This is a genomic window from Lishizhenia tianjinensis, from assembly GCF_900116425.1.
Lineage (GTDB): Bacteria > Bacteroidota > Bacteroidia > Flavobacteriales_D > Crocinitomicaceae > Lishizhenia > Lishizhenia tianjinensis.
In genome coordinates, this window is record NZ_FPAS01000002.1 from 228466 (window position 1) to 254135 (window position 25670).

17 protein-coding genes are annotated in these 25670 nt (G+C 38.2%); 13 read left to right on the forward strand and 4 right to left on the reverse strand.

Going from position 1 to position 25670, the window contains the following annotated elements:
* Window positions 1–173 precede the first annotated feature (173 nt).
* The 5 genes from amaB to BM327_RS07750 all read left to right on the forward strand — a co-directional run bounded on the left by amaB (window position 174) and on the right by BM327_RS07750 (window position 7414).
* Window positions 174–1730 (forward strand): L-piperidine-6-carboxylate dehydrogenase, encoded by a 1557-nt coding sequence (amaB, locus tag BM327_RS07730; RefSeq protein ID WP_090247915.1) that lies wholly within the window; start codon window positions 174–176, stop codon window positions 1728–1730.
* Between the two features lie 386 nt (window positions 1731–2116).
* Entirely contained in the window at window positions 2117–3118 is a 1002-nt protein-coding gene (locus BM327_RS07735; protein WP_090247921.1) for a hypothetical protein, read from the forward strand.
* 174 nt (window positions 3119–3292) lie between these two features.
* Window positions 3293–4123 carry an anti-sigma factor gene (locus BM327_RS07740; RefSeq protein ID WP_090247924.1) on the forward strand — a complete coding sequence of 277 codons (831 nt, stop codon included), beginning with the start codon at window positions 3293–3295 and terminating at the stop codon, window positions 4121–4123.
* 244 nt (window positions 4124–4367) lie between these two features.
* Window positions 4368–5960, forward strand: a complete 1593-nt coding sequence (locus BM327_RS07745) for a choice-of-anchor V domain-containing protein (protein ID WP_090247926.1) — start codon at window positions 4368–4370, stop codon at window positions 5958–5960.
* Between the two features lie 128 nt (window positions 5961–6088).
* Entirely contained in the window at window positions 6089–7414 is a 1326-nt protein-coding gene (locus tag BM327_RS07750; RefSeq protein WP_090247928.1) for a PhoH family protein, read from the forward strand.
* 45 nt (window positions 7415–7459) lie between these two features.
* Here BM327_RS07750 and BM327_RS07755 read toward each other — a convergent pair whose 3' ends face one another.
* Both BM327_RS07755 and alr read right to left on the reverse strand, forming a co-directional pair.
* Window positions 7460–9751 carry a T9SS type B sorting domain-containing protein gene (locus tag BM327_RS07755; RefSeq protein WP_170853714.1) on the reverse strand — a complete coding sequence of 764 codons (2292 nt, stop codon included), beginning with the start codon at window positions 9749–9751 and terminating at the stop codon, window positions 7460–7462.
* Window positions 9752–9944: 193 nt separating this feature from the next.
* A complete protein-coding gene (alr, locus tag BM327_RS07760; RefSeq protein WP_090247933.1) occupies window positions 9945–12221 on the reverse strand; it encodes an alanine racemase in 2277 nt (758 codons plus the stop codon).
* Window positions 12222–12506: 285 nt separating this feature from the next.
* Between alr and BM327_RS07765 the strand changes: the two genes are divergently transcribed.
* From BM327_RS07765 to BM327_RS07800, 8 genes are all read left to right on the forward strand, one after another.
* Complete coding sequence (locus tag BM327_RS07765) at window positions 12507–13361, forward strand: hypothetical protein (RefSeq protein ID WP_090247934.1); 855 nt, start codon at window positions 12507–12509, stop codon at window positions 13359–13361.
* Window positions 13354–14613, forward strand: a complete 1260-nt coding sequence (locus tag BM327_RS07770) for a M28 family metallopeptidase (protein ID WP_090247937.1) — start codon at window positions 13354–13356, stop codon at window positions 14611–14613. Before BM327_RS07765 ends, BM327_RS07770 begins: the two co-directional genes overlap by 8 nt.
* Before the next feature lie 74 nt (window positions 14614–14687).
* Window positions 14688–18626, forward strand: coding sequence for a hypothetical protein (locus tag BM327_RS07775; RefSeq protein ID WP_090247940.1), 3939 nt, complete (start codon window positions 14688–14690; stop codon window positions 18624–18626).
* 226 nt (window positions 18627–18852) lie between these two features.
* Window positions 18853–19347, forward strand: coding sequence for a hypothetical protein (locus BM327_RS07780; RefSeq protein ID WP_090247943.1), 495 nt, complete (start codon window positions 18853–18855; stop codon window positions 19345–19347).
* Window positions 19348–19441: 94 nt separating this feature from the next.
* Entirely contained in the window at window positions 19442–19861 is a 420-nt protein-coding gene (locus BM327_RS07785; protein ID WP_090247946.1) for a hypothetical protein, read from the forward strand.
* A 284-nt stretch (window positions 19862–20145) separates the two neighbouring features.
* Entirely contained in the window at window positions 20146–21942 is a 1797-nt protein-coding gene (gene lepA / locus BM327_RS07790) for a translation elongation factor 4 (RefSeq protein ID WP_090247948.1), read from the forward strand.
* Between the two features lie 22 nt (window positions 21943–21964).
* On the forward strand, window positions 21965–23008 hold the full coding sequence (gene thiL, locus BM327_RS07795; RefSeq protein WP_090247950.1) for a thiamine-phosphate kinase: 1044 nt from the start codon (window positions 21965–21967) through the stop codon (window positions 23006–23008).
* 225 nt (window positions 23009–23233) lie between these two features.
* Window positions 23234–23656 carry a hypothetical protein gene (locus BM327_RS07800; protein ID WP_090247953.1) on the forward strand — a complete coding sequence of 141 codons (423 nt, stop codon included), beginning with the start codon at window positions 23234–23236 and terminating at the stop codon, window positions 23654–23656.
* 10 nt (window positions 23657–23666) lie between these two features.
* Here BM327_RS07800 and BM327_RS07805 read toward each other — a convergent pair whose 3' ends face one another.
* Together BM327_RS07805 and BM327_RS07810 are read right to left on the reverse strand one after the other, a co-directional pair.
* Entirely contained in the window at window positions 23667–25223 is a 1557-nt protein-coding gene (locus tag BM327_RS07805; protein ID WP_090247956.1) for a hypothetical protein, read from the reverse strand.
* 203 nt (window positions 25224–25426) lie between these two features.
* The gene (locus BM327_RS07810; RefSeq protein WP_139230299.1) at window positions 25427–25633 is read right to left on the reverse strand and encodes a hypothetical protein; all 207 of its coding nucleotides are present in this window, start codon (window positions 25631–25633) and stop codon (window positions 25427–25429) included.
* Window positions 25634–25670: the final 37 nt, after the last annotated feature.

Here is a 25670-nt window from a genome sequence, read left to right on the forward strand (position 1 = left end):
TATCCACACAATTAACATAGATTTTATCTCCAAACAAGCCTGAGGTCTTGTCAATTTCTTAACTTAAGGTCACGCATTTTTGTTATCGCACAACGAATGTATAAGAAAGCCCCAGCTTGTTGATGAAAATCAACACTTTTAATTATATTTGTTTAAAATTTAAAAATACATACATGTCAGAAGTAATAACAGGATTTGATATACAAGAAGTACTCGATCAATTAGGACTAGAAAAGACAAATTTAGGCGCTTCGACTGGGAGCGTTTGGTTACAGACAAAAGGTGAAGTTTTAGAATCAAAATCTCCGGTAGACGGGAAGCAAATTGGAACTGTTGTTCAGGCTACTGAGGAGGATTATCATAAAGTAGTTGAAAAAGCACAAGCGGCTTTTTTACAATGGAGAAAAGTACCTGCACCACAAAGAGGTGAAGTAGTAAGACAATTGGGTGAGAAATTGCGTGATTACAAAGAGCCCTTAGGGAAATTGGTTTCTTACGAAATGGGGAAATCTTACCAAGAAGGTTTAGGAGAAGTACAGGAAATGATAGACATCTGTGATTTCGCAGTAGGATTATCACGTCAGTTACACGGTTTAACGATGCACTCGGAAAGACCAGGACATAGAATGTACGAACAATACCACCCACTAGGAGTTGTAGGAATTATTTCTGCGTTTAACTTCCCGGTTGCGGTATGGAGCTGGAACACGGCCTTGGCATGGGTTTGTGGAGATGCATGTATTTGGAAGCCTTCTGAGAAAACTCCTTTAACTGCCATTGCTTGTCAGAAAATTACAGAAGAAGTATTCTCTGATAACGATGTACCTGAAGGAATTTCATCTTTAATTATAGGTGGAGCTGACTTAGGAAAATTAATGGCAAACGATACACGTATTCCTTTAGTAAGTGCTACAGGATCTACACGTATGGGTAAATCTGTTTCTGAAGCTGTTGGAAGACGTTTAGGAAAATCTTTATTAGAGTTGGGTGGAAACAATGCTATGATCATTACACCAAATGCAGACTTGAATGTTGTTGTTCCAGGTGCAGTGTTTGGAGCGGTAGGTACATGTGGTCAACGTTGTACATCTACAAGAAGATTGATTATTCACGCTTCTATTTACGACAAAGTAAAAGACGTATTGGTGAATGCTTACAAGCAATTGCGTATAGGTAATCCATTGGATGAAAACAATCATGTTGGTCCGTTAATCGATACTGACGCAGTAGCCATGTACAATGCAGCCCGTGAAAAAGTAGTAGCTGAAGGTGGTAATTTAATTGTAGAAGGTGGAGTGCTTTCTGGAGAAGGATACGAATCTGGATGTTATGTTGCTCCCGCAATTGCTGAAGCTGAAAATCACTACGAAATCGTTCAACACGAAACTTTCGCACCAATTTTATACTTAATGAAGTACGACGGTGAAGTTGAAAATGCGATCGATATTCAAAATGGAGTGAAGCAAGGGTTATCTTCTGCTATCATGACCACAGATTTAAGAGAAGCGGAACGTTTCTTATCTGTAGCTGGTTCTGATTGTGGAATCGCTAACGTAAACATCGGTACTTCTGGAGCAGAAATCGGTGGTGCTTTCGGTGGTGAAAAAGAAACAGGTGGTGGACGTGAGTCTGGATCTGATGCTTGGAAAGTTTACATGAGAAGACAAACAAATACGATCAATTATACCAATGAGCTTCCTTTAGCGCAAGGTATCAAGTTCGATTTATAGGATATCATATACTAAACAGTAAAAAAGGGAGGGGTCAGTAGATCTTTCCCTTTTTTTGTTGGGAGGAAATGTTTTTTGTGGGTGGATCAAACCCTGATTGGTCGCATGTTTGCCAGAACTCTATGTCCTTTTAAAACTATGGTTATGCTTTGGATGCCGAGCGTATTACACTCTTAATATCGTGCAGAGATTAGGTGGATAGACGGCCTAATAAGAAAAAATAGAGGAGTTTTATAAAAAATGTAATACTATTTTTTAGCTTGTATGTATTGATTTTACTGGGGTTTTCCTCTTGGCAAATATGCGACTAATCAAGAAATTTCATCTTTAAAAAATCCAGAACAAAAACAAGTGCGTAGATATCATCGAACACAAAAATTGAAACGATGAAATTATTTAAGCACTATGTTTTGCCAACTTTGGCTTTAGGATTAATGTTAGGAGCAACATCTTGTAAGAAAGATGATGTAGATGACACAACAGACAACACTCCAGAAACTCCGACGGAGATGAAAAGTGAAACGTATGACTACAACTTTAACAACGGTCAGTTAGTTGCAGGAACAGCATACGCAGGAACACACATGGACAACTTAACAGCGTCTATGATGGTAGAAGAAACAGGAGATAACTCTGCGAAAATTACTGTGACATTAGAGAACACAGTAGATGGAGAGATGTACATGATACATGCACACGATGCTGCTGATCCGGCAACAACTCCAAATGGAACACCTTACAATGAAACACCGAATGCAGCAGTATTTACACAAATGGTAACAGGTAACGGTTCTTCTGTTTCTGTATCTCAAACCGTAGATATGTCTTTCGATGCGATTACAACTTCTTACGAAGGATTCTTTGTAGTACACGATCCATTACAAAACTTAAGTACTACAGATTTAACAACGTACTTAGTATTGGGAACTTTCGCAAGAGCTCAAGCGGCTTACACGTTGACTTCAGAAATGTTTAACTACGATTTCAACACAGGTCAATTAGTACCTCAGTTTGCTTACGCTGGAACACATGCAAGTAACTTAGGAGCGAGCATTAAATTGCAAGAATTAGGAAGTGGTGAAACAAGAGTTACAGTAATGATAGACAACTCTATCGATGGTGAGTCTTACATGATCCACGCACACGACGTAGCAGATCCTAACACTACACCAAACGGTACTCCTTACAACGAAACTCCAAACGCTGATGTATGTACATTAATGGCAATGGGTAACGGAGCAACAGTTTACGCTTCTCAAAAGAGTTCATTATCAATCGCAGATATTACAACGACTTACGAAGGGTTCTTTGTAGTACACGATCCATTACAAGCGATCAGCACAACTGATCCTACAACTTACGTAATCTTGGGTCAATTCGCGAGATAAAATATTACTACAACAAACCTAAAAAGGGGGTGTGAGTTTAACTTGCACCTCTTTTTTGTATTCATAAAAAATATCTTTTGAAAAAAGGATGTTTTTTTAAGAAAAACTTAGTTCTTAAAAATCTAAAGGTCAGTTAGCTACGTATGTATTTTACAAGTAAACCTTAAGAAGAAATTGAAAAGTAAAGAATACATATTATCAGGAAAGTTAGAAAACTATGTTTTCGGGGCTTTAGGTGCTGAGGATAGACTCGAGGTGGAGAGAATGTGTGCTTTATACCCAGAAGTAAAAAAAGAAAAGGATAGTATGGAGGAGGCTTTGGCCGCTTACGTGCGAACGCTTTCAACACGTCCACCTGCAGAAATTAAAGCGAGAATTATGGCAGCCATACATCAGCTTCCTCAAGAAAAATTGCTAAGCAAAGTTCCAAGCGTCTCTAAAGGAAAAACACGTTCATTAGCCCCCGTATTATGGGCGGCTTCTATAGCGTTAATCTTTGGGTTTGGGGTGAATCATTACCTTGATACCGCCCGAAAATCTGAAGTTGAATTGGCCTTTAAAGAAGAACAAGAAAAGTTAATTGCACAAAAAGAAAAATATGCACAAGCTGTAATTGAATTGAGAGATTCTTTGCGCTACGAAAGAAATTATGCTGATTTTGTAATGGATGAGCAAACGAACTTAATTCGTTTAAAGGGAACCGAAAACTTTCCAGACGCCAGCGTGAAAATATTCTATAATGCTGGGCAGCAAGAGTATATCGTGAAATCGGATAAGTTACCGATGCCTTCTGCAGATAAACAATACCAATTGTGGGCTATTGTAGATGGTAAACCTTTGGATTTAGGGGTGATGGATAAACAACTAGTATTAAGCGACAGAATAAATTTTGAATTAAAAGACCAAGCTCAATTGCAAGCGTTTGCGATTACTTTAGAGCCACTAGGTGGAAGTGTGAATCCAACACTGGAAGCCATGGTGGTTATTGGTGAGGTTAAAGCCTAGTAGGTTGATTCAAAGAATTTTATTAAATTGTGAAGGGACAGCTTTAAATGGTCAGGTCCCTTCACTTTTAATGGTCTGAAATGGACTAAGGGTTTTGACCAATAGGCTACGGAAAATTATAACTGTTATTGGGTGAGAGTTCACTCTCGTATATAAAGGGTATTACAAATTGTTTTACCCTTTTTTTTAACCTTTTCCTAATTATTTCGTCTATAGGTATACGTGCAATTATATAACTTAGAAAATGAAAAAAATTTACAATGCATTAGCTTTTGGTTTTGCCTTAGCTACACTTGGCGTTTGCTTGATGAGTGCTTATTCTACCTCTGCGGGCTTTAAATATTCTGCAGGCCCGGCTCACACGGGTGTGGATAGAACGGGAGGACCTTTGTCTGGAGGGAATTCCTGTACTCAATGTCACGGATCTGCCAGTAGTTCTACTACTACATCTATAACCATTCGAGAGGTTGCGACTAATAACATCGTTACCCAATATGTAGGAGGAACGCAATATAAAATAAGCGTTCAAGTGAGTCACCCCACTCTAACACACTTCGGGTTTCAGATGGTTGCCACGCGTATGCCTTTCAATCAGAACGCAGGAACATTTGGTAGTTTCTTAACGTCAAATACGCAGTTGTCTTCTTTAAGTGCAAGAGCATATTTAGAGCATGACGGGGCAAGTTCTTCAGGTTCATTTGAAGTGTTTTGGACGGCTCCACCAGCAAATTCAGGAAACGTAACCTTCTACTACTGTGCCAATGCAGTGAACAATAACGGAGGTTCTTCAGGGGATGCACCAGGTATTGCGTCGTCTTTGGTTTTTCCTGAGTTAGTACCTGTTACGGTTACTTATGCTTCGGATTACTGTACAAATGCAAGTAGTACAACTCCGGTTAAAACTGGTACTTCATCGGGAACCTTTAGTGCGAATTCAAGTGATATTACTGTAAACGCCACAACAGGAGCAATAGACATGGCAAATACGCTACCGGGTACGTATATCATTACCTATACCTACAGTGGAGGAACGATAGATAATACAGTTGTGATTAACCAAAGTTATGAAGCAACCGTGGATACTGATATTTGTTTTGGGGACTCTTTATTCCTAGATGGGGATTGGCAAACGACTTCTGGACTTTATACAGATAATTACACGGCAGTGAATGGTTGTGATAGTATAATCAATACCAATTTGACAGTGTTAGTGCAGAATGTGGTAGATATAGATACTACTATTTGTCAAGGAGACTCAGTACTTGTAGATGGAGTTTACGAAAAAGATCCAGGTACCTACACTGAAGTAATGGCTGCAAACAATGGGTGTGACAGTGTGATTAATTATAATGTTTCGCATGAAGATTACAACACAACATTACAAGTAACAGCAAGTGCTATAACTATCCAAGGAACAGATGCTACGTCATTTGAGTTCTTTGATTGTGACAATGGTCAAGTGTTTAGTAATAGTGGAAATATGGTCTTCCAAGTACCTTATATTGGAAACTTTGCAGTGAGATTATTTGGACCTGATTGTACTTACGAAACAAATTGTGAAGCTTTCTTAAGCGTTGGGTTAGAGGATGAGAACATAAGTGCAGTACGCGTTTATCCTAACCCTGTTGAAAATCAAGTTCAATTCAGTGGATTGAATAAGGATGAAATCGTTCAAATAGCTGTTTATACAGCTGAGGGTAAATTGATGATGAACAAGTCTGTAACAGTGGTTGATGGAAGTTTTGTTTTGAATCTGGAAACCCTACAAAAAGGTGTTTACTTCGTGCAAATTCAAGGAGAAGATTATCAGTTTGTTAAGCGACTTTTAAAAGATTAATACACCTTAAAGCTAAAGTGCTTTAAAAGAGAGATATCAACATTTTTGTTAGCAAAAGTGTTAATAATGAAAGTGTCAGGAAGGAGAATGTGTTGTATTCTTTTGTACATTGATAGGAAACTACTCATATGGCAAAAAAATCAAAAATTTTCGTTCTTGACACTTCTGTTTTGCTACATGATTTTAATGCAATCACCAACTTTGTAAGAAATGATGTAGCCATACCTATCACCGTTCTTGAAGAGCTAGACAAGTTCAAAGTAGGGAATGATACCAAAAACTTTTGTGCCAGAGAGGTTATTCGCTTCATAGATAAATTATCCGGAAAAGCAGGTTCATTAATGGATTGGATTCCGCTTGGTAGGGGTAAAGGAAAGTTTAAAGTTGTTTTGGAGCATACTCCAGACGGTTTAGACGCAGAAAAAATCTATGCGGAAGGAAAAAATGACCACAAAATTATTAATGCCGCTTTATGCTTAAAACTATCGGAGCAGAAAGAAGTGGTGATGGTTACCAAAGACATTAATCTACGTATTAAAGCTAAGGCTTTAGGAATTACTGCAGAAGATTACGAAACAGGAAAGGTAGATGATGTTCAGTTGGATAAGTCTAGTTTAGTAACCATAGACAATGTGGAGTCTGATCTTATTCGAGAGCTTTTCCAAAAGGGGAAGATGGAAGAAAATGGTGTGCTCGGTGCTCAGAAATATGCTAATGGTTATTATATTCTAAACAACGGTAAGTCTTCTGCATTGGCCTATTATAACCCTTTGAGTGATGAAATTGAGCGCGTCGAAAAAGGCTTTACCTATGGTATTAAACCTAAAAATGCCGAGCAAGCTTTTGCCATAAACGCCCTTTTAAATCCTGAAATTAAATTGGTGGTATTGCAAGGTGTAGCTGGAACAGGTAAAACCTTGTTGGCCCTGGCATCGGCTCTAGAACAACACAAGCGCTACCAGCAGATAATTTTAGCTCGACCCTTGGTTCCTTTGTCAAATAAAGACATAGGTTTTCTTCCTGGAGATGCGAATGATAAGATTTCACCCTACATGGAACCGTTATGGGATAACCTGAAATTTATCAAAAATCAATTCGGGGAGAATGAACGCAAACACAGGGCTATCGTTGAAATGCAAGAGGAGGGGAAAATTTTAATTACTCCATTGGCTTTTATTCGCGGTAGAAGTTTGAGCAACATCATCTTTATTATTGACGAGGCCCAAAACTTAACGCCACATGAGGTGAAAACCATCATTACGCGTGCTGGTGAGGGAACCAAAATCATTTTTACAGGGGATGTTCGACAAATTGATACACCTTACCTGGATGAGCATTCAAATGGTTTGGCTTATTTGATAGACAAGGTAAAGGGACAAAAACTTTTTGCACATATTAAACTAGAAAAAGGAGAGCGTTCGGAGTTGGCAAACCTTGCAAATGAATTGCTTTAAATAATAACTTATAAACAGAAAAGGCCTCAGAAAATGAGGCCTTTTTTATTTCAATACGCTTATACTTCCGTGATATTCTAAGCGCTTGTCTGTATTTAATTCACGAACGCGTAGTTTCCAAACGTAAGTACCATCTTTTACACGCTGACCATTATAGGTTCCATCCCAGGGTTGGGTAATGTCTTGACTTTCAAATACAATTTCTCCCCACCTATCGTAAATAACTAAATCAAAGGAGTAAACATCTATCCCCTCCATATATAATCTCCAGGTAGGATTGAATTCATCGTCATCTGGAGTGAAGCTATTGGGAGCATAAATGAGAATTTCAGGTTCTATTTTGATGGGTTTAATCAACGTGTCTCTACAACCAAAGCTTGAAATGGCTACCAATTGTACTTGGAATTCGCCTTCTAATCCTTCTGGATAGTTCACTGTAAGTTCTTCATTTTGACTCGTACCAGGATCGCCATCATAGAAGGTCCAAACATAGTTAACTGCGTCTGTTGATTGATTGGTGAAATCTACTACTGGAGAGAACATGTAAATGGGTTTAGGACCATAATCAAAGGCTGCAACTGGTAAAGGATGAACAACTAAAGTATCTGTAAAAGTTTGTTCAATTACACATCCAATAGGGCTTGTTATTCGCATGGTAACGTCGTAGAGGCCTTCCATATAAACTTCGGATGTGATTGGATTTCCTGTTGGGTGATATTCTGTATTATTAATCCACCATTCAATGTTTTGCGTTAAAGCAGGATCTGCAGTAGATGTCAATTCAAAAACTGCGGGTTCGCATTGCTCAATTTCTAAGGCGGTAAATCCAGGGTTTGGTAATGGTGAAATATTCACTGTTGTTGAAAGCGTAATGGGGGTGCTTTCACAAGCATCAGTAATCGTTACATCAAAAACTGTTGTAGTTGGCGGACTCACATTTTCTGAACTGAAATTATTTTGGGTATCGTTGGTTCCGGTAGACCATGCAAATGTATATGGACTTCCTATTCCTCCGTTAGCAGCAGAAACAAGTGTTGCAACATCGTCCGGACATACAAGTGTATCTGGAGAAATAACTCCTGCAAGTGGAGGATAGTAGGTCAATATATATTCTTGTGTGTCCGAAATACAACCATTTTGGTTTTCGGCTGCTACGTGATAATTTGTTTGTACACCCGGTGATACAGTTTGTTGAGAAGCTTGGTCAGTTGTAAAATCCCAATGATAAACAAAACTGGTTCCGTTCGATCCAATGGCATTAATGGTTGCGGTTCCATTTTCACAAATGGTGGTATCATTGGAAACACTCACTCCAACTGGAGGTGGATCCGAAACTAAAATGTTTCCACAATATTCACATCCTGCTGCTGAGCGTGAGCAAACATTGTACATTCCAGCAGGAATGTTGAGTAAGAATGAATCTACTTGATAGGTAGCGCCATTGTCAAAACTATATTCTATGGCTCCGGGATTATCTACATGTATCTCTCCTGTTGAGGTACCCGCACACAAAGGTGGCACACTACTCAGCGTTTGTTGGAAGTTTTCGAAAGTTAAATTAATGGTATCGGTTGTTGTGCAAATGGGACCGAAAACTATATCGTCTATAGCAAAGTCATTACCACCTGCTGAAGTATTTTGATTGGTTATACAAAGTGTAGCAGAAGTTGCTGTACCTGAATTCCAAGTATCTGTAAATTGCTGCCAAACACATCCTGTGGTGCTGGTGTTAAAAACAGATCCTATTTGAACACCATTTATGAAAAATTGGAGGTTACTTATATTAGTACTGTTGAGTACATTCATTGCCCAACAAGAAAATGCATAATCTGTATTCGGGGTAATATTGTTTACTGTCTGACACCAAACATTGCTATTCGGAACACTTGAACCGTTTACAATAAACATGTTTCCTGTACCTGTGGTATGGTCACCACAATTTGAAAAATTAGTATGGGTTAAGGAGGGAGAGGTTGAAATCATGTATTCTCCGGGGTTAGACAAGGGTCCCCAAGGGCCTCCTGATGCTGTATTGTAATCAGTACTAAATCCTGTAGCACCAGATTCAAAGTCGCCATTTAGGATAACATTTCCATTGGTCTCAAGAACAGTAACCCAGTAATTCCCTGATGTATTGGCAATGAGATAATCATTGGTGGAACCGTTATTCCATTCATAAGATTGGAAATTTCCACCTGCATTTATCATATAGGGTGAGCTACACAGTGTGGTGTCATTGCCCAAGCTGAAATTTTGTATTGCAGTGCTGCATTGCCCAAAAATTACTTGAGGTAAAAACACCAAAAGGATTAAACTTATATATGTGTAAGTTTTCATAGTTTGTAATAGCATTCTAGGGTAAAGTTAAGGATTAATCAGTAAGAATGCACGGTAGGTATAGGTACAACGCAGGGAGTAGTGAATAGTTGGCTGTAACCGTCATAAAAATAAAGGCTCAGCGGGATAAAGACAAAGGTAAGACAATTCCCTCTATCGCTATTTAAGCCCTTATTTCTTCTAGAAGTATAAACTAGTTTTGAAGGTAGATTCTTTCTACGCGCTTAGAAATACTCGTCATCAATTCATAAACGATGGTTCCACTGGCTTTGGCTAGATCAAAAATGGTGTTATTCGCTCCGATTATTTCTACCAAATCTCCTTTTTGACATGGGATATCGCTTACATCTATCATACACATATCCATACATATGTTTCCAACGGTGTGTACTTTTTTACCTTGCAGGAAGAATTCACCCTTTCCATTACCTAACACCCTATGTATCCCATCCGAATAACCTATGGGTAAGGTAGCAATGTGCATTTCCTTTTCTGCGGTAAAATTTTGACCGTAACCTACTGTATCTCCTTTTTGTATGATTTTAATTTGAGAAATACGCGTATACCAAGCTAAACTAGCCTTCAATCCAGGTTGTTTTTCTATGTAACCATACATTCCTATCCCTAATCTCACCATAGAATATTGGTATTCTGGGAAGTTGAGTATACCTGATGAATTCAAAAGGTGAAAGTCCAATCCACCTCCTAGCTTTTCAGTGAAAACCTCTTTGTACTGGGCAAATCTTTTAGCTTGTTTGTGATTGAAAGTACTAGAAGGATGATCAGAACTCGCTAAGTGAGAGTACACCGATTTAACATTTACCTCAGGCTGCGCTTGTAATAACTCAAACAAATCATCTAAATCATCTTCAGAAAAACCAAGGCGATTCATACCCGTTTCCACTTTAATGTGTATGGGGAAATTCGTCTTTTTAAAACGAATTAAACTTCCTATAAAAGCCTCGAGCTGCGGGATGTCAAAAATGGCTGGTTCTAGTTCATTTTTAATAATTTCTTGAAAGGCACTCTCAGAAGCGTTCATTACCATAATAGGACTTTGAATGCCCGCTTTACGCAAATCTACTCCTTCATCGGCATAGGCTACGCCCAAATAATCCACACCTGCGCTTTCCATCAAGTGGGCCATTTTTACATCTCCAGAACCGTAAGATGAAGCTTTAACCATACACAAGAGTTTGGTGTTTGGATGTAGCTTACTTCTGAAGTGATTGATATTCTCAAGGATGGCAGATTGATCTATTTCCAACCATGTATCGTGCTTTTTTTCTTTAAAGTTTTCTATCTCTTTCTTGATGAAACTTTTGCGTTTGGCCTTGAATAAAATGGCTGCGTTTTCTACCAGGTCCAAAGTTTCAGGCAAAATTTCTTCGCGTATGTAATACACTTTATCGATGGGGTAGTTGGCTATGAACTGCTCTATTTTTCTTTGCTCCTCCTCCGATGAAAGCGTCAAATCTATAACTGCAATTTTTTGACTTTTTTCTTTTAATGAAAGAAGGTAATTAACGGCTTGCTCCAAAGCATGTAGATCTAAAGAGTAAGTATCGTTAATTAACACATTGTCTTTCTTCCCTATTAAGATTTCCATGCGAGATGCTACGGTTGGTAATTGCTTTAATATGGGTTCCATATCCTCAGGCTGTCTACCTAAAAACAGGGCGCATTCTAAACAATTTTCTAAAGTGCTTTTAAAAGGTGTAGCGGCTAATTTAGCAAGCTCTTTTGCTGGTGTGCTTGGGTATTCTACATTGATTTTTGCTCGTCGAAATGGGGAAGCGTATTCTTCCTGAGCAAATACAAAGTTACTGTGTTTGAAAAGTTTTAATTTTTCCTTGACGTGTTGCTTTTCCGATTCGAAATTTTCTTGATGCGCAGCACCTATACCTGTGAATATCCCTAAAGTTGGATCAACTATATCTTCCAAAATTTCCATTTCATCTGGCTCAGAAATTCCAACTTCTATAATTGCTAAATTATGTTCATGGCTCATTTCTAATAAACTCAGCGCAACTCCAATTTGTGAATTATAGCTTTTCGGACTTCGAACAATTTGGTAATCATCCTTTAAAAGTGAATACAACCATTCCTTGGCCATGGTTTTTCCGTAGCTCCCTGTTATAGCAACGACAGGATAAGCAAATTGCTCACGGTGTTTTTTAGCAAGTTGCTGCAGGGCCTCTAAGGTGTCTTCCACGGTCAAAACGCAAGCATCATCGGGTAGTTCTACCCTTTCATCCACAACAAAACAACGTACTCCTTTTTCATAGGCATCTAGAACATATTTATGCCCATTGTCTTTTTCAGAATGGAGGGCAAAGAAGGCCAAAGCTTCGGCATGATAAATCTTTCTTGTATCATAAGCAACAGCCTTAATTTCACCCTTGTAGGGTTGAGTTTGTTCGGCGTCAAGAAGATCTGCTAAGTCGGCGTAAGTATAATTCAAGTTCAATTTCTGCGTTTTTAAAGAAGTACTCCCTCTTTATGAAGGATTTGGCTGTAAAAATAAGGAAAGATAAGTCATTAACTGTTTTCTAAGCGCAGGTAAAACACAGAGAAAAGAACTTAGGATTACATTTTAAGAGAAATGATTAACATTCTTCTTTTAAAACTCCCTCCATTCTCTTCTTAAGTTGAAAACATAATGGTTAAATTTGGGTACTCTTAAAAAAGGGGCACTTCTGTAATGGAAACTTGTCCTTTCAAGAGATTGATGTTAAACTAGAAATAAAATACCGTGGATACACAACAAGAAATACTTCATAGATTAAACGCTTTAACGGCGCAATTGCAAGAGGGTAAGTTAAATCAATTGGAAATGGAAGAACTCGTACAATTGTCGAGAGAATTCCATGAAAGATGTTTGATTTTACGTTACAAAGCGATAGAACAAAAGGTATATGAAGCCAAAGGTGAAGTTGTGGAAACACCCGTTGAGCCAGAAACCATAGTTGAGGAAGTAGCGGATGCTGCACCAGCGTCAACTCCTCATGTAGTAGAGGAGAAAGAAGAGGTGATGCCTGCAGAAGGAATGATGTTTGACTTCTCAACTCCTGCAGAAGACGAAAATGAGTCGAAGCAAAATTTGAGTTTGAATTTTGACGTAACGCCCACGCCAGAAATAGAAGAGAAAGAAGCTTCAGTGGAAGAAGTTCCTACGCATCAAAAAGTGGAGGAAGAAAAGCCACAACCTCAAGCACCTGAAGTATCGGCACCAAAAGAAGAAATTACGAAGGTGACGATTACACAACCAGAACCTATAAACACTTTGAATAACCCTGTTTATAATCAGGGAAGTTTTTACGATAGGTTCAACAGTAATGAAGATAATTCTTTAGCCTCAAAATTGGGAGCTTCGAAAATTGCATCTTTGAAAGAAGCCTTTGGTTTAAACGATAGATTACAGTGTATAAACGAGCTTTTCGAAGGAAACAAAGACAAGTTTGAATCTACTTTAAACAGTCTAGATAATTTAGATTCTTACGCTACTGCTAAACAACAATTAAGCGAAGTTGCCGTGGCAATGAATTGGGATTTAGAAAATGAGGTGGTTACCGACTTTGTGAAAAAAGTGGAGAGAAGATATGCGTAAACTGTCCTTGCTTATTACTACAGTTTTTTTAACATCCATGGCTTGGGCGCAATTGGATGAAGTAAAGCGCATTACCCAAGATTTATGTAAACCTGAATTTCACGGAAGGGGGTATGTGAATCAAGGAGATGTAAAGGCAGCGCATTACATAGCGAATGAATTTGAGAAGATAGGTTTAACGCCTTTGGATACTTCCTTTTTACAAGCTTTTCAATTTCAAGTGAATAGTTTTCCTGCCTCTATGGAAGTGGCATATGGAAGCAAAACCTTGACTCCTGGAAAGCACTTTGTTGTGGATGCAAATTCTCCAAGCTTTGATGGACAACTCGTTCCTGCAATTATTGATACCAATATCTTGAAAAGTGAAATACAACTTCAAGATGTTTTTGAGCAAGTACAAAGCGAGCAGAAAAATGCTTTTTTAATTGATACACGTGGCCTCTCTGCTCGAAGAGAAAATGAAATACGCGCTAATTTAACGGGACTCTCAGCCTATGCCCCAGTGGTGATTTTAACCCACCAAAAATTCATGTGGTCAGTAGGTAGAAAGCAATACAATAACATTGTGATTACCCTGCAAGATAGCGTTTATCAAGAGGGACAAACGCTACGTGTAAATGTAGATGCCAAGTTAATCGAGAAGTATACAGCTTACAATGTTATAGGTGAGGTTAAAGCCAAAAAGAAGACGAAAAAGACGGTTGTGTTTACAGCACATTACGATCATTTAGGTCGCATGGGGGCAGAAACCTATTTTCCTGGAGCTAATGACAATGCATCAGGAACGGCCATGGTGATTGCAATGGCAAAATATTTTAAAGAAAACCCAGTCGATTACAATGTAGTTTTTATCGCCTTTGGAGGTGAAGAGGCAGGTCTAGTGGGTTCCAAATATTTTGTAGAACATCCCCTCTTGAAATTGAAGAAAATAAAATTCTTACTCAATTTAGATATAATGGGCTCGGGTGAGGAAGGTATTACTGTAGTTAATGGAACGGAACATACCAAAGCCTTTGAGAGTTTAGAGGCCATTAACGCAGAACACGGTTATCTAACACGCATTAAAAAAAGAGGTCCAACTCAAAATTCAGATCACTACTATTTTAGTCTAGAAGGGGTTCCTAGTTTCTTTATTTACACTATGGGACCAAATAAACATTATCACGATATTTTTGATACCTATGAAGAATTGAGTTTTAAGGAATGTGAAGACATTACCAAATTGCTCATTAGATTTGTAGAATTACTCTAAGAATACAATCAAATCCAAAAGCATTTCTCTTGAGATTGATTTACATTTAAGGAGTTGCCCTAAAATTTGCTATTATGAAACAAGCTATAACTCTACTATTACTTTTTCCCCTATACCTAGCCGCTCAACCTTATTTAGGTCAAGAGCCAGAAGTACCTGTCTTAGAAATGAAAGCGGCAACTTGTGTACCTGCTAATACATCTACTTACCTAGAACTAAACAACGTTTCTGCACTGGTGCACACTGCAGGTAATCTTTGGCAGGTGAACGGACAAAACTTTAGTCATTACGAAGTTCCTAAAAACAGCGGTATCATGGCTTTGTTTGCCTCGGCACTTTGGTTGGGAGGAAAAGATGTTAATGGTCAGTTAAAACTGGCGGCCCTGCGTTACCGTAATGGAAATGATTATTGGACAGGTCCTTTAACCATAGGAAATGCAACTACAGATTCAGAGACATGTGAGGAATACGATAAACATTTTATTTCAACACAAGATGAGGTAAGAGAATTCCGAGCTTGGTTTGATGCAGGATTACTGGATCAAGAGAACGGTACTAACTTACAAAACACACTTTACCCCAATTATGAAATCCCTAAGTTCATTAAAGAATGGCCGGCGCATGGAGATATAGAGGCGGGTCAAGATTATTACTTGGCTCCTTTTTATGATAGAGATGAGGATGGAAATTATGATTGGGAGAACGGTGATTATCCTTGGTATGATTTGGACAAGTCTATAGACTGTAGAACAGATAGAACAGTTACCATTTTTGGAGATCAAAACTTTTGGTGGGTAATGAATGACAAAGGAAACATTCACACCGAATCTGGAGGAGATCCCATTGGTATGGAAATTAGAGCACAAGCTTTTTCTTTTTCTACCAATGATGAGGTGAACAACATGACTTTTTACAACTATGAGTTAATTAATAGATCTACGCAAACCTTATACGATACTTATTTTGGATTGATGATAGATGTGGCCCTGGGTGGACCTTACGATGACTATGTTGGTTGTGATGTTTCTAGAGGTTTAGGTTATGCTTACAACGGAAATGCTTTTGATCCAGATGTAAGTGGTTTCTTGGGGTATGGTAATTCACCGCCCGCTATTGGTGTAGACTTCTTTGAAGGTCCTTATCAAGATGATGATGGAATTGACAATGCATTTGGAATAGGTCCAAATGAGGCTTTAAATGGAATTGGTTATGGAGATTCTATTGTAGATAATGAGCGTTTCGGTATGAGAAGGTTCTTATACTACAATAATTTAGGAGGTGGTGCAGACATCAATACAACTGACCCGCAAACTGCCATAGATTATTACAACTATTTAAGTGGATATTGGAAAGATGGAACGCGTTTTACTTACGGGGGTAACGGTCACTCAAGTGGTGGAGGTAACCCTAACGTAACTGCAGATTTCATGTTCCCAGGAGATACAGATCCTTTGGGTTGGGGTACGGGAGGAAATCCACAACCTATTTGGACGGAGCAAACAGCTGGTAACCCACCTTACGATAGACGTTTTGCGCAGAGTGCAGGTCCTTTCGTATTAAAACCAGGTGCAGTAAATAATATTACTATGGGGGTTGTTTGGGCAAGAAGTGGTCAAGCAGATCCTTTTACTTCTGTAATTAGCTTACAAAAAGCAGATGATAAAGCGCAAGCCTTATTTGAGAATTGTTTTAAGGTGATTGAAGGACCTCATGCTCCGGATATGCAGGTGCAGGAGTTAGAAAATGAGTTATCATTTACATTAGAAAACCCAACCAATTCGAACAACTTTAATGAAGGATACAGAGAAGTGGATCCCTTCATTGCTGGAGGAGATTCATTAGATAATGTATACCGTTTCCAAGGGTACCAAGTGTATCAATTATCTGGTAAAGGAGTTTCTGTTTCGGATTTAGGAGATATAGACAAGGCACGTTTGGTTTTCCAATGTGATATTAAAGATTCAGTTAAACGTTTGGTGAATTTTGAGTTTGACAATGATTTATTAGCGGCTGTACCCACGGAAAAAGTGAATGGAACAGATGATGGAATTCGTCATAGTTTTAACGTGAAAGAGGATATGTTTGCGTCGGGTGCTTCAAAGGCTTTGGTGAACTTTAAGCGCTATTATTACATGGCCATTGCTTATGCTTATAACAATTATAAAACCTATAAACCGAATGATCCGAGTGCGTTAGACGGACAACAAAAACCTTACATAGCCTCGCGTAAATCTGCAATTGGAGAAGTTAGGGTGATAGAAGCAATTCCTCACCTACCTACACCAGAGGCAGGCGGAACTATTGCTAACGTTGGTTATGGATTTGAACTACCCGTTACGCGTTTAGATGGTATGGGGAATGGAGGTCGCATACTAGATTTGAGTGAAGAAACGAAATCGGAAATCTTAAAACAAAACAAAGTAGATAGAATAACTTATGCGAGTAATGGTGGACCAGTTGCTGTTAAAGTAATAGATCCTTTGAACGTAAAAGTTGGCGATTTTAAGATGTATTTTCACGAAGATGAAAATGGAGAGTTAGACCAGAGTAATTGGACCATTATTGAAACAATTTCAGGTGATTCCATAAGCTCGGATAAGAGTATTAATATTTTCAATGAGCAATTATTACCAGAGTGGGGATTGTCTGTAAGTTTGGAGCAAACGGATTATAGATATGCCGCGGCCTCAGTACAATATACGAGTCCTTTAGAAGCTACCCTGGTTTTCGAAGATTCAAGTAAAAATTGGTTAATTGGCTTGCAAGACAATGATAGTTATACGCCCAATAACTGGATCAGGTCTGGAACTTACACCCCAACTTCTACAGATTGTAATCCAGCGGCAGGCATAAACAATCCTTGTAATTATCCGGATGCAAATGGTGTGGATCCTGAAAAGACCTACACGAAATTATTAGATGGTATAGTCGCACCTTTCGGATTGGTAGGTTATCAAGCCGAAGGAATGCCTATAGGAAACGTAGGTAGTTATTCCATTTCAGGAGCCTTGGCCTCAACACAAGTTGGAAAAACGAAAAGTGTTGATATTATCTTTACAGATGATAAAAGCTTGTGGACGAAATGTCCGGTATTGGAAACAGGTAGAGATCAAAATTTGAATGAAAACCAAGGTCAGCCTTTTGCACTAAGAAATAGTCCTTCTTTAGATGAAAACGGAAATGAAATAGCTGGTTCAACTGGTTTTAGTTACTTCCCTGGTTATGCAATAGAAATAGAAACAGGAAAGCGACTAAACATGGCTTTTGGAGAAAATTCCTTCCTTTCTGGAGAGAATGGTAACGATATGTTGTGGAACCCAACGAGCAGTGTGTATTCTAATTTGGGTGTAGCTAAATTAGGTGGAATGCATCCCGTGTTTGTTTTCTCTGCCGATATGTATAACAACGGAGCAAGTTATTATACAGGAGATATGTCGAGCTTTGAGGCAAATATGGATTATGCCAATACGTCGGGTGCTAAGGTGACTAATTTCTATAGAAGTATCATGTGGGTGATGTATCCTTTATTGAATGAAGGTCACACCGTACTAGAAAGTAATGCTACTATGCGCTTAAGGGTGAATAGAAAGTATGAAGAATATACCGCAACAAATGAAAACAACAGTTTGCCTTTATATGGATTCAGTACCAGAGCTTTTGTTACGGAGGTGGATAACACCCCAGCTTTAGCCAGTGTATTGGATCAGATTAATGTAGTGCCTAACCCTTATTATGCTTACTCAGAATATGAGGCCGATCGTTTAGATAAACGTGTGAAATTTACGAATTTACCCGAGCGATGTAACATAAGGATTTACAATGCGGGTGGGCGATTGGTAAGAGAAATTAGGAAAGATAATCCTTTAACGTTTACCGATTGGAACTTGACCAATGCAGCGGGTATTCCTATTGGATCGGGTACGTATATCGTGCATATAGAGGTTCCGGGTGTAGGGGAGACTGTGTTAAAAGCGTTTATTGCCATGCGTCAACCCGACTTAGAAAACATTTAACATTTGTTTAGAATTCAGATGTAAGAAACCGCTCAAATAAGCGTTTAAATAATGTAAGTTAAGCAAATAATTTACAGCGTTAGCACGCTTAAAAGAGTTGAGTTAGGTTTCATAAGTAGTAGTGTTAAAGGGTGGAATTAAAGTTCCACCCTTTATTATTTTTATCCATCCGTTATTTGCTTAGCTTTAAAAGAAGTTATGAATTACTGAAAACAAAATAGAGACCATGAGAAAAATTTTATTGCTTGCTTTTTTTAGCGTGATTGCTTTTCAATCTTTTACCCAAAGTTTGGTTATTCCAGAAAATCCTAAACTAGAAAAAGCAGAAGATTATAGCGCTTACGAAGATTTGGTGGTGCGTTGTGTGGATTATTTGTTCGATCATCCTGTAGATCAAAACGGTGCAAAACGCCAAGAATGTACGGAGTTTCTCATCAAATGGATGGATGGCTCGCCTAATGTTACAGTTGTGCTCCATGCAGATTTGGTGGAGTTGAATGAAGGAGAATTACTCATGGCCTATTTGGGTGCTTATGTGAAATATGCCCTTGAGCACAAAGAAGCAGAGGCCATGGCGTGTACCCTTTATGCCGTAGAAAGAAGTATAGAGATGTATGAAAAGAACAAAGATCATCTCAAGAAAGGCAAGGTGATGAAGAAACTTTTGAAAGCAAAGAAAAAAGGTGGTTTAGAAGCTTATGTCCAAGAGTTTGTAAATTAAGATGTTTATCATGCTTTGAGGTGATATCTATCAAGTAATTTCCATAGAAAAACAGCTTTCTTCGTAAGGAATAATTAATACGAAACGAGAGCATATGGAAGAAATTGATATCAACCCAGGAGAGATTAAAATAAACTTTACAACAACAACCAAAGAGAAGGTATCTCTTGCAGATTTAGGCCTCAAAAAAGAAGATCTTCAATTTGATTCTGGTCATGTACGCATGGTCTTTGATTTTGAAAATATCCAAGACTTAGAATATTTCAGTGTACCTACCTTAGAATTTTCTTACGAAGAAGAAATGGGGGAGACCCACTGGCAATGTGAGTATAATAATACAACTATAGTGGATAAGCATGACCATCATGGACGTTCTACCGTGGTTCTTTTAAACAGAAAGAAAATGCAAGACTTGGAACAAAGACATGAGAATCAATTGATTTTACATGCTGAGTTTCCAGCAGCTGTTCAATTAGATCCAAGTACATCTTTTGTGAACTTTTTCAAAGCTTAAGACAAAATAGTTAAGTACGAGAAAAAGACTACCTTTTCGAAGGTGGTCTTTTTTTGTGACTGAGATTTTTCCCTTGGATAATAGCGTGCTTGGTCATGCACCTTTCCTCCTTTGATATTTAGCTAATTTCGTGGGGTAAAAGAGCTAGGTTTACCACCCTTTTCATTATCTTTGTACGCTTGTTTTAGAGGGAAGTAGGAGTTGTTTACTAAGTGTTAGCTTCTGAACCTCCAGAATTAAAGGGGAAAAATAGAAAAGCCCCCATTATTATTGAAAATTAGAGGATGAAGAATATACGTAACTTTTGTATTATCGCGCACATTGACCATGGTAAGAGTACTTTGGCCGATAGGTTATTGCAAACCACAGGTACCATTTCGGATAGAGAAATGACCAACCAAGCGTTAGATGATATGGATTTAGAGCGTGAGAGAGGGATTACCATCAAGAGTCACGCAATACAAATGAATTACAACTATAAGGGAGAAGACTACGTGTTGAACCTTATAGATACTCCAGGTCACGTTGACTTCTCTTATGAAGTATCACGTTCTATTGCAGCTTGTGAAGGAGCTTTATTGATTGTTGATGCTTCTCAAGGTATTGAAGCACAAACCATCTCTAACCTTTACTTGGCTTTAGAGCACGATTTAGAGATCATTCCTATCTTGAATAAAATGGACTTACCAGGTGCACAACCTGAGGAAGTAACCGATCAAATTGTTGAATTGATTGGGTGTGATCCTTCTGATGTTATTCCGGCTTCAGGTAAAACTGGTTTAGGAGTAGATCAAATTTTAGAAGCGATTATCGAGCGTATTAAGGCACCTGAAGGAGATCCAAATGCTCCACTACAGGCCATGATTTTCGACTCTGTATTTAACCCATTTAGAGGAATTATAGCGTACTACCGTATCATGAACGGAAGTATCAAAAAAGGAGAAAGAATTAAGTTCTTCAATACAGGTAAAAACTACATCGCAGATGAGGTTGGGGTGTTGAAAATGGATTTATCTCCGAAAAAAGAAGTGGGTACTGGAGATGTTGGTTACATCATTTCTGGTATTAAAGCAGCGAATGAAGTTAAAGTGGGAGATACCATTACTTCATTAGAAAACCCTACTGATAAAGCCATCAAAGGTTTCGAAGATGTGAAGCCTATGGTATTCGCGGGTATTTATCCGGTAGATACAGATGATTTTGAAGAGTTGCGTTACTCTATGGAGAAATTGCAATTGAACGATTCATCTTTGGTATTTGAGCCAGAATCTTCTGCAGCTTTAGGTTTCGGTTTCCGTTGTGGATTCTTAGGAATGTTACACATGGAGATTATTCAAGAGCGTTTAGAAAGAGAGTTTAACATGACAGTAATTACTACTGTTCCTAACGTATCTTACTACTCGTACATGAAGAAAAATCCAGAGCAGCGTATGATCGTGAACAACCCTTCTGAATTGCCAGATCCAGCGGCAATGGATAGAATTGAAGAACCGTTCATCAAAGCTCAGGTAATTACAAAATCAGAATACATTGGTCAGGTAATGACCCTTTGTATAGAGAAACGTGGTGAATTACAAAACCAGGTTTACTTAACACAAGATAGAGTAGAGATTACTTTCGAAATGCCTTTGGCAGAGATTGTATTCGACTTCTACGATAGATTGAAATCAGTATCTAGAGGTTACGCTTCTTTCGATTATTTCCCAATTGGATACAAAGAGTCTGATCTAATTAAATTAGATATCTTATTGAACCACGAACAAGTGGATGCTTTATCTGCCTTGGTTCACCGTTCAAATGCTTTCGATTTAGGAAAGAAAATTTGTTTGAAGTTGAAAGAATTGATTCCACGTCAACAGTTCGAAATTCCTATTCAGGCAGCAATTGGTGCTAAAGTAGTAGCGCGTGAAACAATCAAAGCCTTAAGAAAAGACGTTACCGCGAAGTGTTACGGTGGAGATATCTCAAGAAAGCGTAAATTGTTAGAAAAGCAAAAGGCAGGTAAGAAACGTATGCGTCAGGTAGGTAAAGTAGAAGTGCCACAAGAAGCATTCTTAGCCGTATTGAAATTGAACGATTAAGCGCAATATAAACAGAAGAAGAATGAGTGAAGAAAAAAGAACAGAGTTAGAAAAACTTGGAGAGTTTGGTTTAATTGACCAGTTGACGAAGAATTTTAAAACTACTCAAACATCAACTGTTTACGGTGTTGGAGACGATGCCGCTGTGTTGGAGAAAAACGACAAAGAGTTTACCTTAATCTCTACGGATACTTTGGTAGAAGGTGTGCACTTTAACATGATGTACATGCCTTTGAAACACTTGGGGTACAAGTCTGTAGTGGTGAATTTGTCTGACATCTACGCCATGAATGGTACGCCAGAGCAAATCACAGTGAGTTTGGCGGTTTCTAATCGTTTCCCAGCAGAGGCTTTGGAAGAGATTTATGAAGGAATTCGCTTAGCGTGCGACATGTACAATGTTGATTTGGTAGGAGGAGATACAACTTCTTCGCTTTCTGGATTGATGATAAGTATCACAGCAATAGGTTCTGTAGCCAAAGATAAAGTGGTGTACAGAAACGGTGCAAAAGAGAATGATCTTTTGGTAGTGAGTGGTGATTTAGGAGGTGCTTTTATGGGACTTCAAGTTTTGGAAAGAGAGAAAGAGGTCTACAAAGCAAATCCTAATATTCAACCAGACTTGGATGGTTTTGACTACTTGTTGGAGCGTCAATTGAAGCCAGAAGCACGTAAAGATGTCATTAAATTCTTAGAAGAATTGGAAGTGAAACCTACTTCTATGATAGATATTTCTGATGGTTTGGCTTCTGAGATCATGCACTTGTGTAAAGCGAGTAAAGTAGGATGTAACGTTTACGATGAGAAAATTCCTATCGATGCGAAGGTGAGTACAACAGCCATAGACTTTAACGTAGACCCTGCTACTGCAGCATTGAACGGAGGTGAGGATTATGAATTGTTGTTTACCGTTGCACAAGCCGATTACGACAAGATCAAAGGTAATCCGCACATGACAGTGATTGGTCACATGACCGATGCCAATGCAGGAACTTACTTTATCGATAAACAAGGAGCAACCATAGAGTTAAAGGCTCAGGGTTGGAACCACTTTAAGAAAGACTAAAAGCAAAGTAATTATACAAGGAGCCCGGCAGTAATGTTGGGCTTTTTTTTGGGTATTCCCCCGATTTATCATCGGGGTCGCGTCATCCATTATACTCCTCTCCCGATGAGAAATCGGGATCCGGGGTGCCATTTCTACCGCTAATACTTGGTTCTCTGTAAATAATCTAAAATTATGGTGAGGATTAGATAGATTCCTTCTATTTTTAAGGTGAAATTTTAGCTTATGAAAACACTTAGAATCACACTTCTTGCATCATTAGTAGCCTTGTCATTTACACAATGTAACAAAGCGAGCAGATGTAAGGGAGAGGTTTGTACACAAGAATTAGGTGCAAATGAAATTGCAGGAGATATTACGGAAGCACAGGGAACTTTTACCTTAAACTATAAAGCCGTAGCAAGCGGTGGGGATTTTACTGGCGGTATGGAAGCTGACTTTTACGTTAGTAAGAAAAATCAACTGGTAGTCGCTGCAGATAGCAGATGTGTTACTTTGGAAGGGCCATACAAAGTAAGTAGCAATGAAGTTACTTTTAAAGATGATTGTGAGTACCACTGCTCTTTTAAAGTAAAAAGAACAGGGAGTGAACTCACGAAAGTAACAGTGCTCAATTCTGTTGGAGAAATTTTAGGGGTGTTTGAATAACACCCTTTTTTTATGCAATTAATTTGTTGTAGACCTCTTTTCTAATTTGAGGCATGGGTTTGTTTTTCAATTTTGAATTGATCCAACTCTCGAAATCAAAATATTCCAAGGCACTTTTTTCAAAATCATCATTCTTAATTTCTTCGATTTCTACCAATACTTTTTCCAATAATTGATGTTCTTGGAACTTGTCTGTACTCTTGGCAATTTTGTTCAAGTATTTCAAGAAAATGGTTTCAAATTTAAAGCTTCTATTGCGCGACTTTAAGAACCTTTGGGTATTCTTTATAGCATAGGGCAATAAGTCTTGATGTTTAAGCTCTAAATGTATCATTAAGTCCACAATTTGTACAAAGGCATTCAAGTCTTCTTTCTGGTCGAGTTCTCCATCGTTCAAAATGGCATTAATCCATTCTAGTGCCTTGTGGTATTGTTCCAAGCTAAAATATGCTACACCTAACTTAAAGCTCAGGTGAGACTTGCGCAAAGGAGAAATTTTATTTCCGTAATTATCCAAACCTGCCTTAATACCCTCTGCCAAACCTATGGCTTCCTCAAACTTACCTTGGTGTATCAATAAGGTAAGTTCTATACTGTTTACACTACTAAAAAGTTTAATTTCTAAGTCGCGTGTTAAGTCTATTTTGTAAACCTTAGGGAAAGTTTTTAATTCCTTTAAATGATCTATGGCTTTTTTGTAATTACCAAGTTTACTTTCTATATAAATTATGTTCGAAAGTGTCGAGAAGTAAACGTTGGGTTCTTGCTTTATCCTGCTCGGGTTGGCTTTGTATTGTTCTATGATCTTATGCAAATGATGCAGTGACTTCTCCATGTTATTGGCAGCAAAGTACGAGGCACTGTATATATGATGCGTAAGGTAATCCGAATCGAATGAATGGGCTTCTTTAGACGAGGCTGAGGTTAATGCAGCGGTCAGTTTGTTGTATCGCTCCAATTCTTCTGTCGACCTTGCTTTTCCCTTGTTGTTAAGGAGTAAGAAAAGTTCACTTTTTACTTTCCAAAGTTGAGAATAGTGGTTGAGCTTGTCTAAATACTCCTGATCTTGTTTTTGTGTCTTTTCTAAATCCGTAGAGTCTATGTTGTGGTAACCTTCCGTTTCTACTAACTTTTTGTACCTGTTGTTTATCTCAACCAATAGGCCGTATCTATCATGCTTTTTAGCCAAACGTTCCGCACTCAATAACTGTTTCTTACAGTGTTTGTACAAGCTCTTTTTATACAAGATTTCTGCGCCATGTAAGAGTCTGTATATACTAGCATCCACAGAAGAGGTACTGTGGTAGGCATCCAAAGCTTTCATAATGGCTTCGTATAACCTGTTCTTTGTAATAGAAAATTTATTGAGGAAACTTTCTCCTTCAAAATGCTTGAAGAGGGCTGATTCGTCGTATACGTCTTGAGATTCTATATAATCAAATAAAGTGATATAGTTGTTTTGATCTCCTATGGTGTGGCGGCTTGATATTATTTTAAAATATCTTTTCTCTGATTTAGTCAAGCTCTTAATAAGCTCATGTATACTATTTGAAGCAGTTTTAGACATATTAACTAATTGAGGTATTATAAGTTTTAACGCGGTCCAGAACCTAGGTTTACCGGTTCTTTTCTCTGATTAACCTCTAATTTATAGGAAATTAGCCTTGTGTAGCTTTGTGAATTTTTAAGTGGTAGATATTATTGATTAAAGTGTGGAGCAAAAAAAATCCCGACTCTGAGGAATCGGGACTTTTACTATATTTTAAAATTCTAATTTTTAGAATTCAAAGCTTCTAAATCTTCTTCTGATTCTACATCAGTTTCATCTTCATCGTTGTCTGGATCTGTAATGTTGTCTTCATCATTATTTGATGCTCCTGGAATTGCATCCTCATCAGCTGCACCACGTGTAGACATCATTACTTCTTGACTATCATTAGGTAGGATAACTTCTTTCTGACATGCCGTAGCAGCCATTAATAAAAGTGCGAATATGAATATTAATTTTTTCATT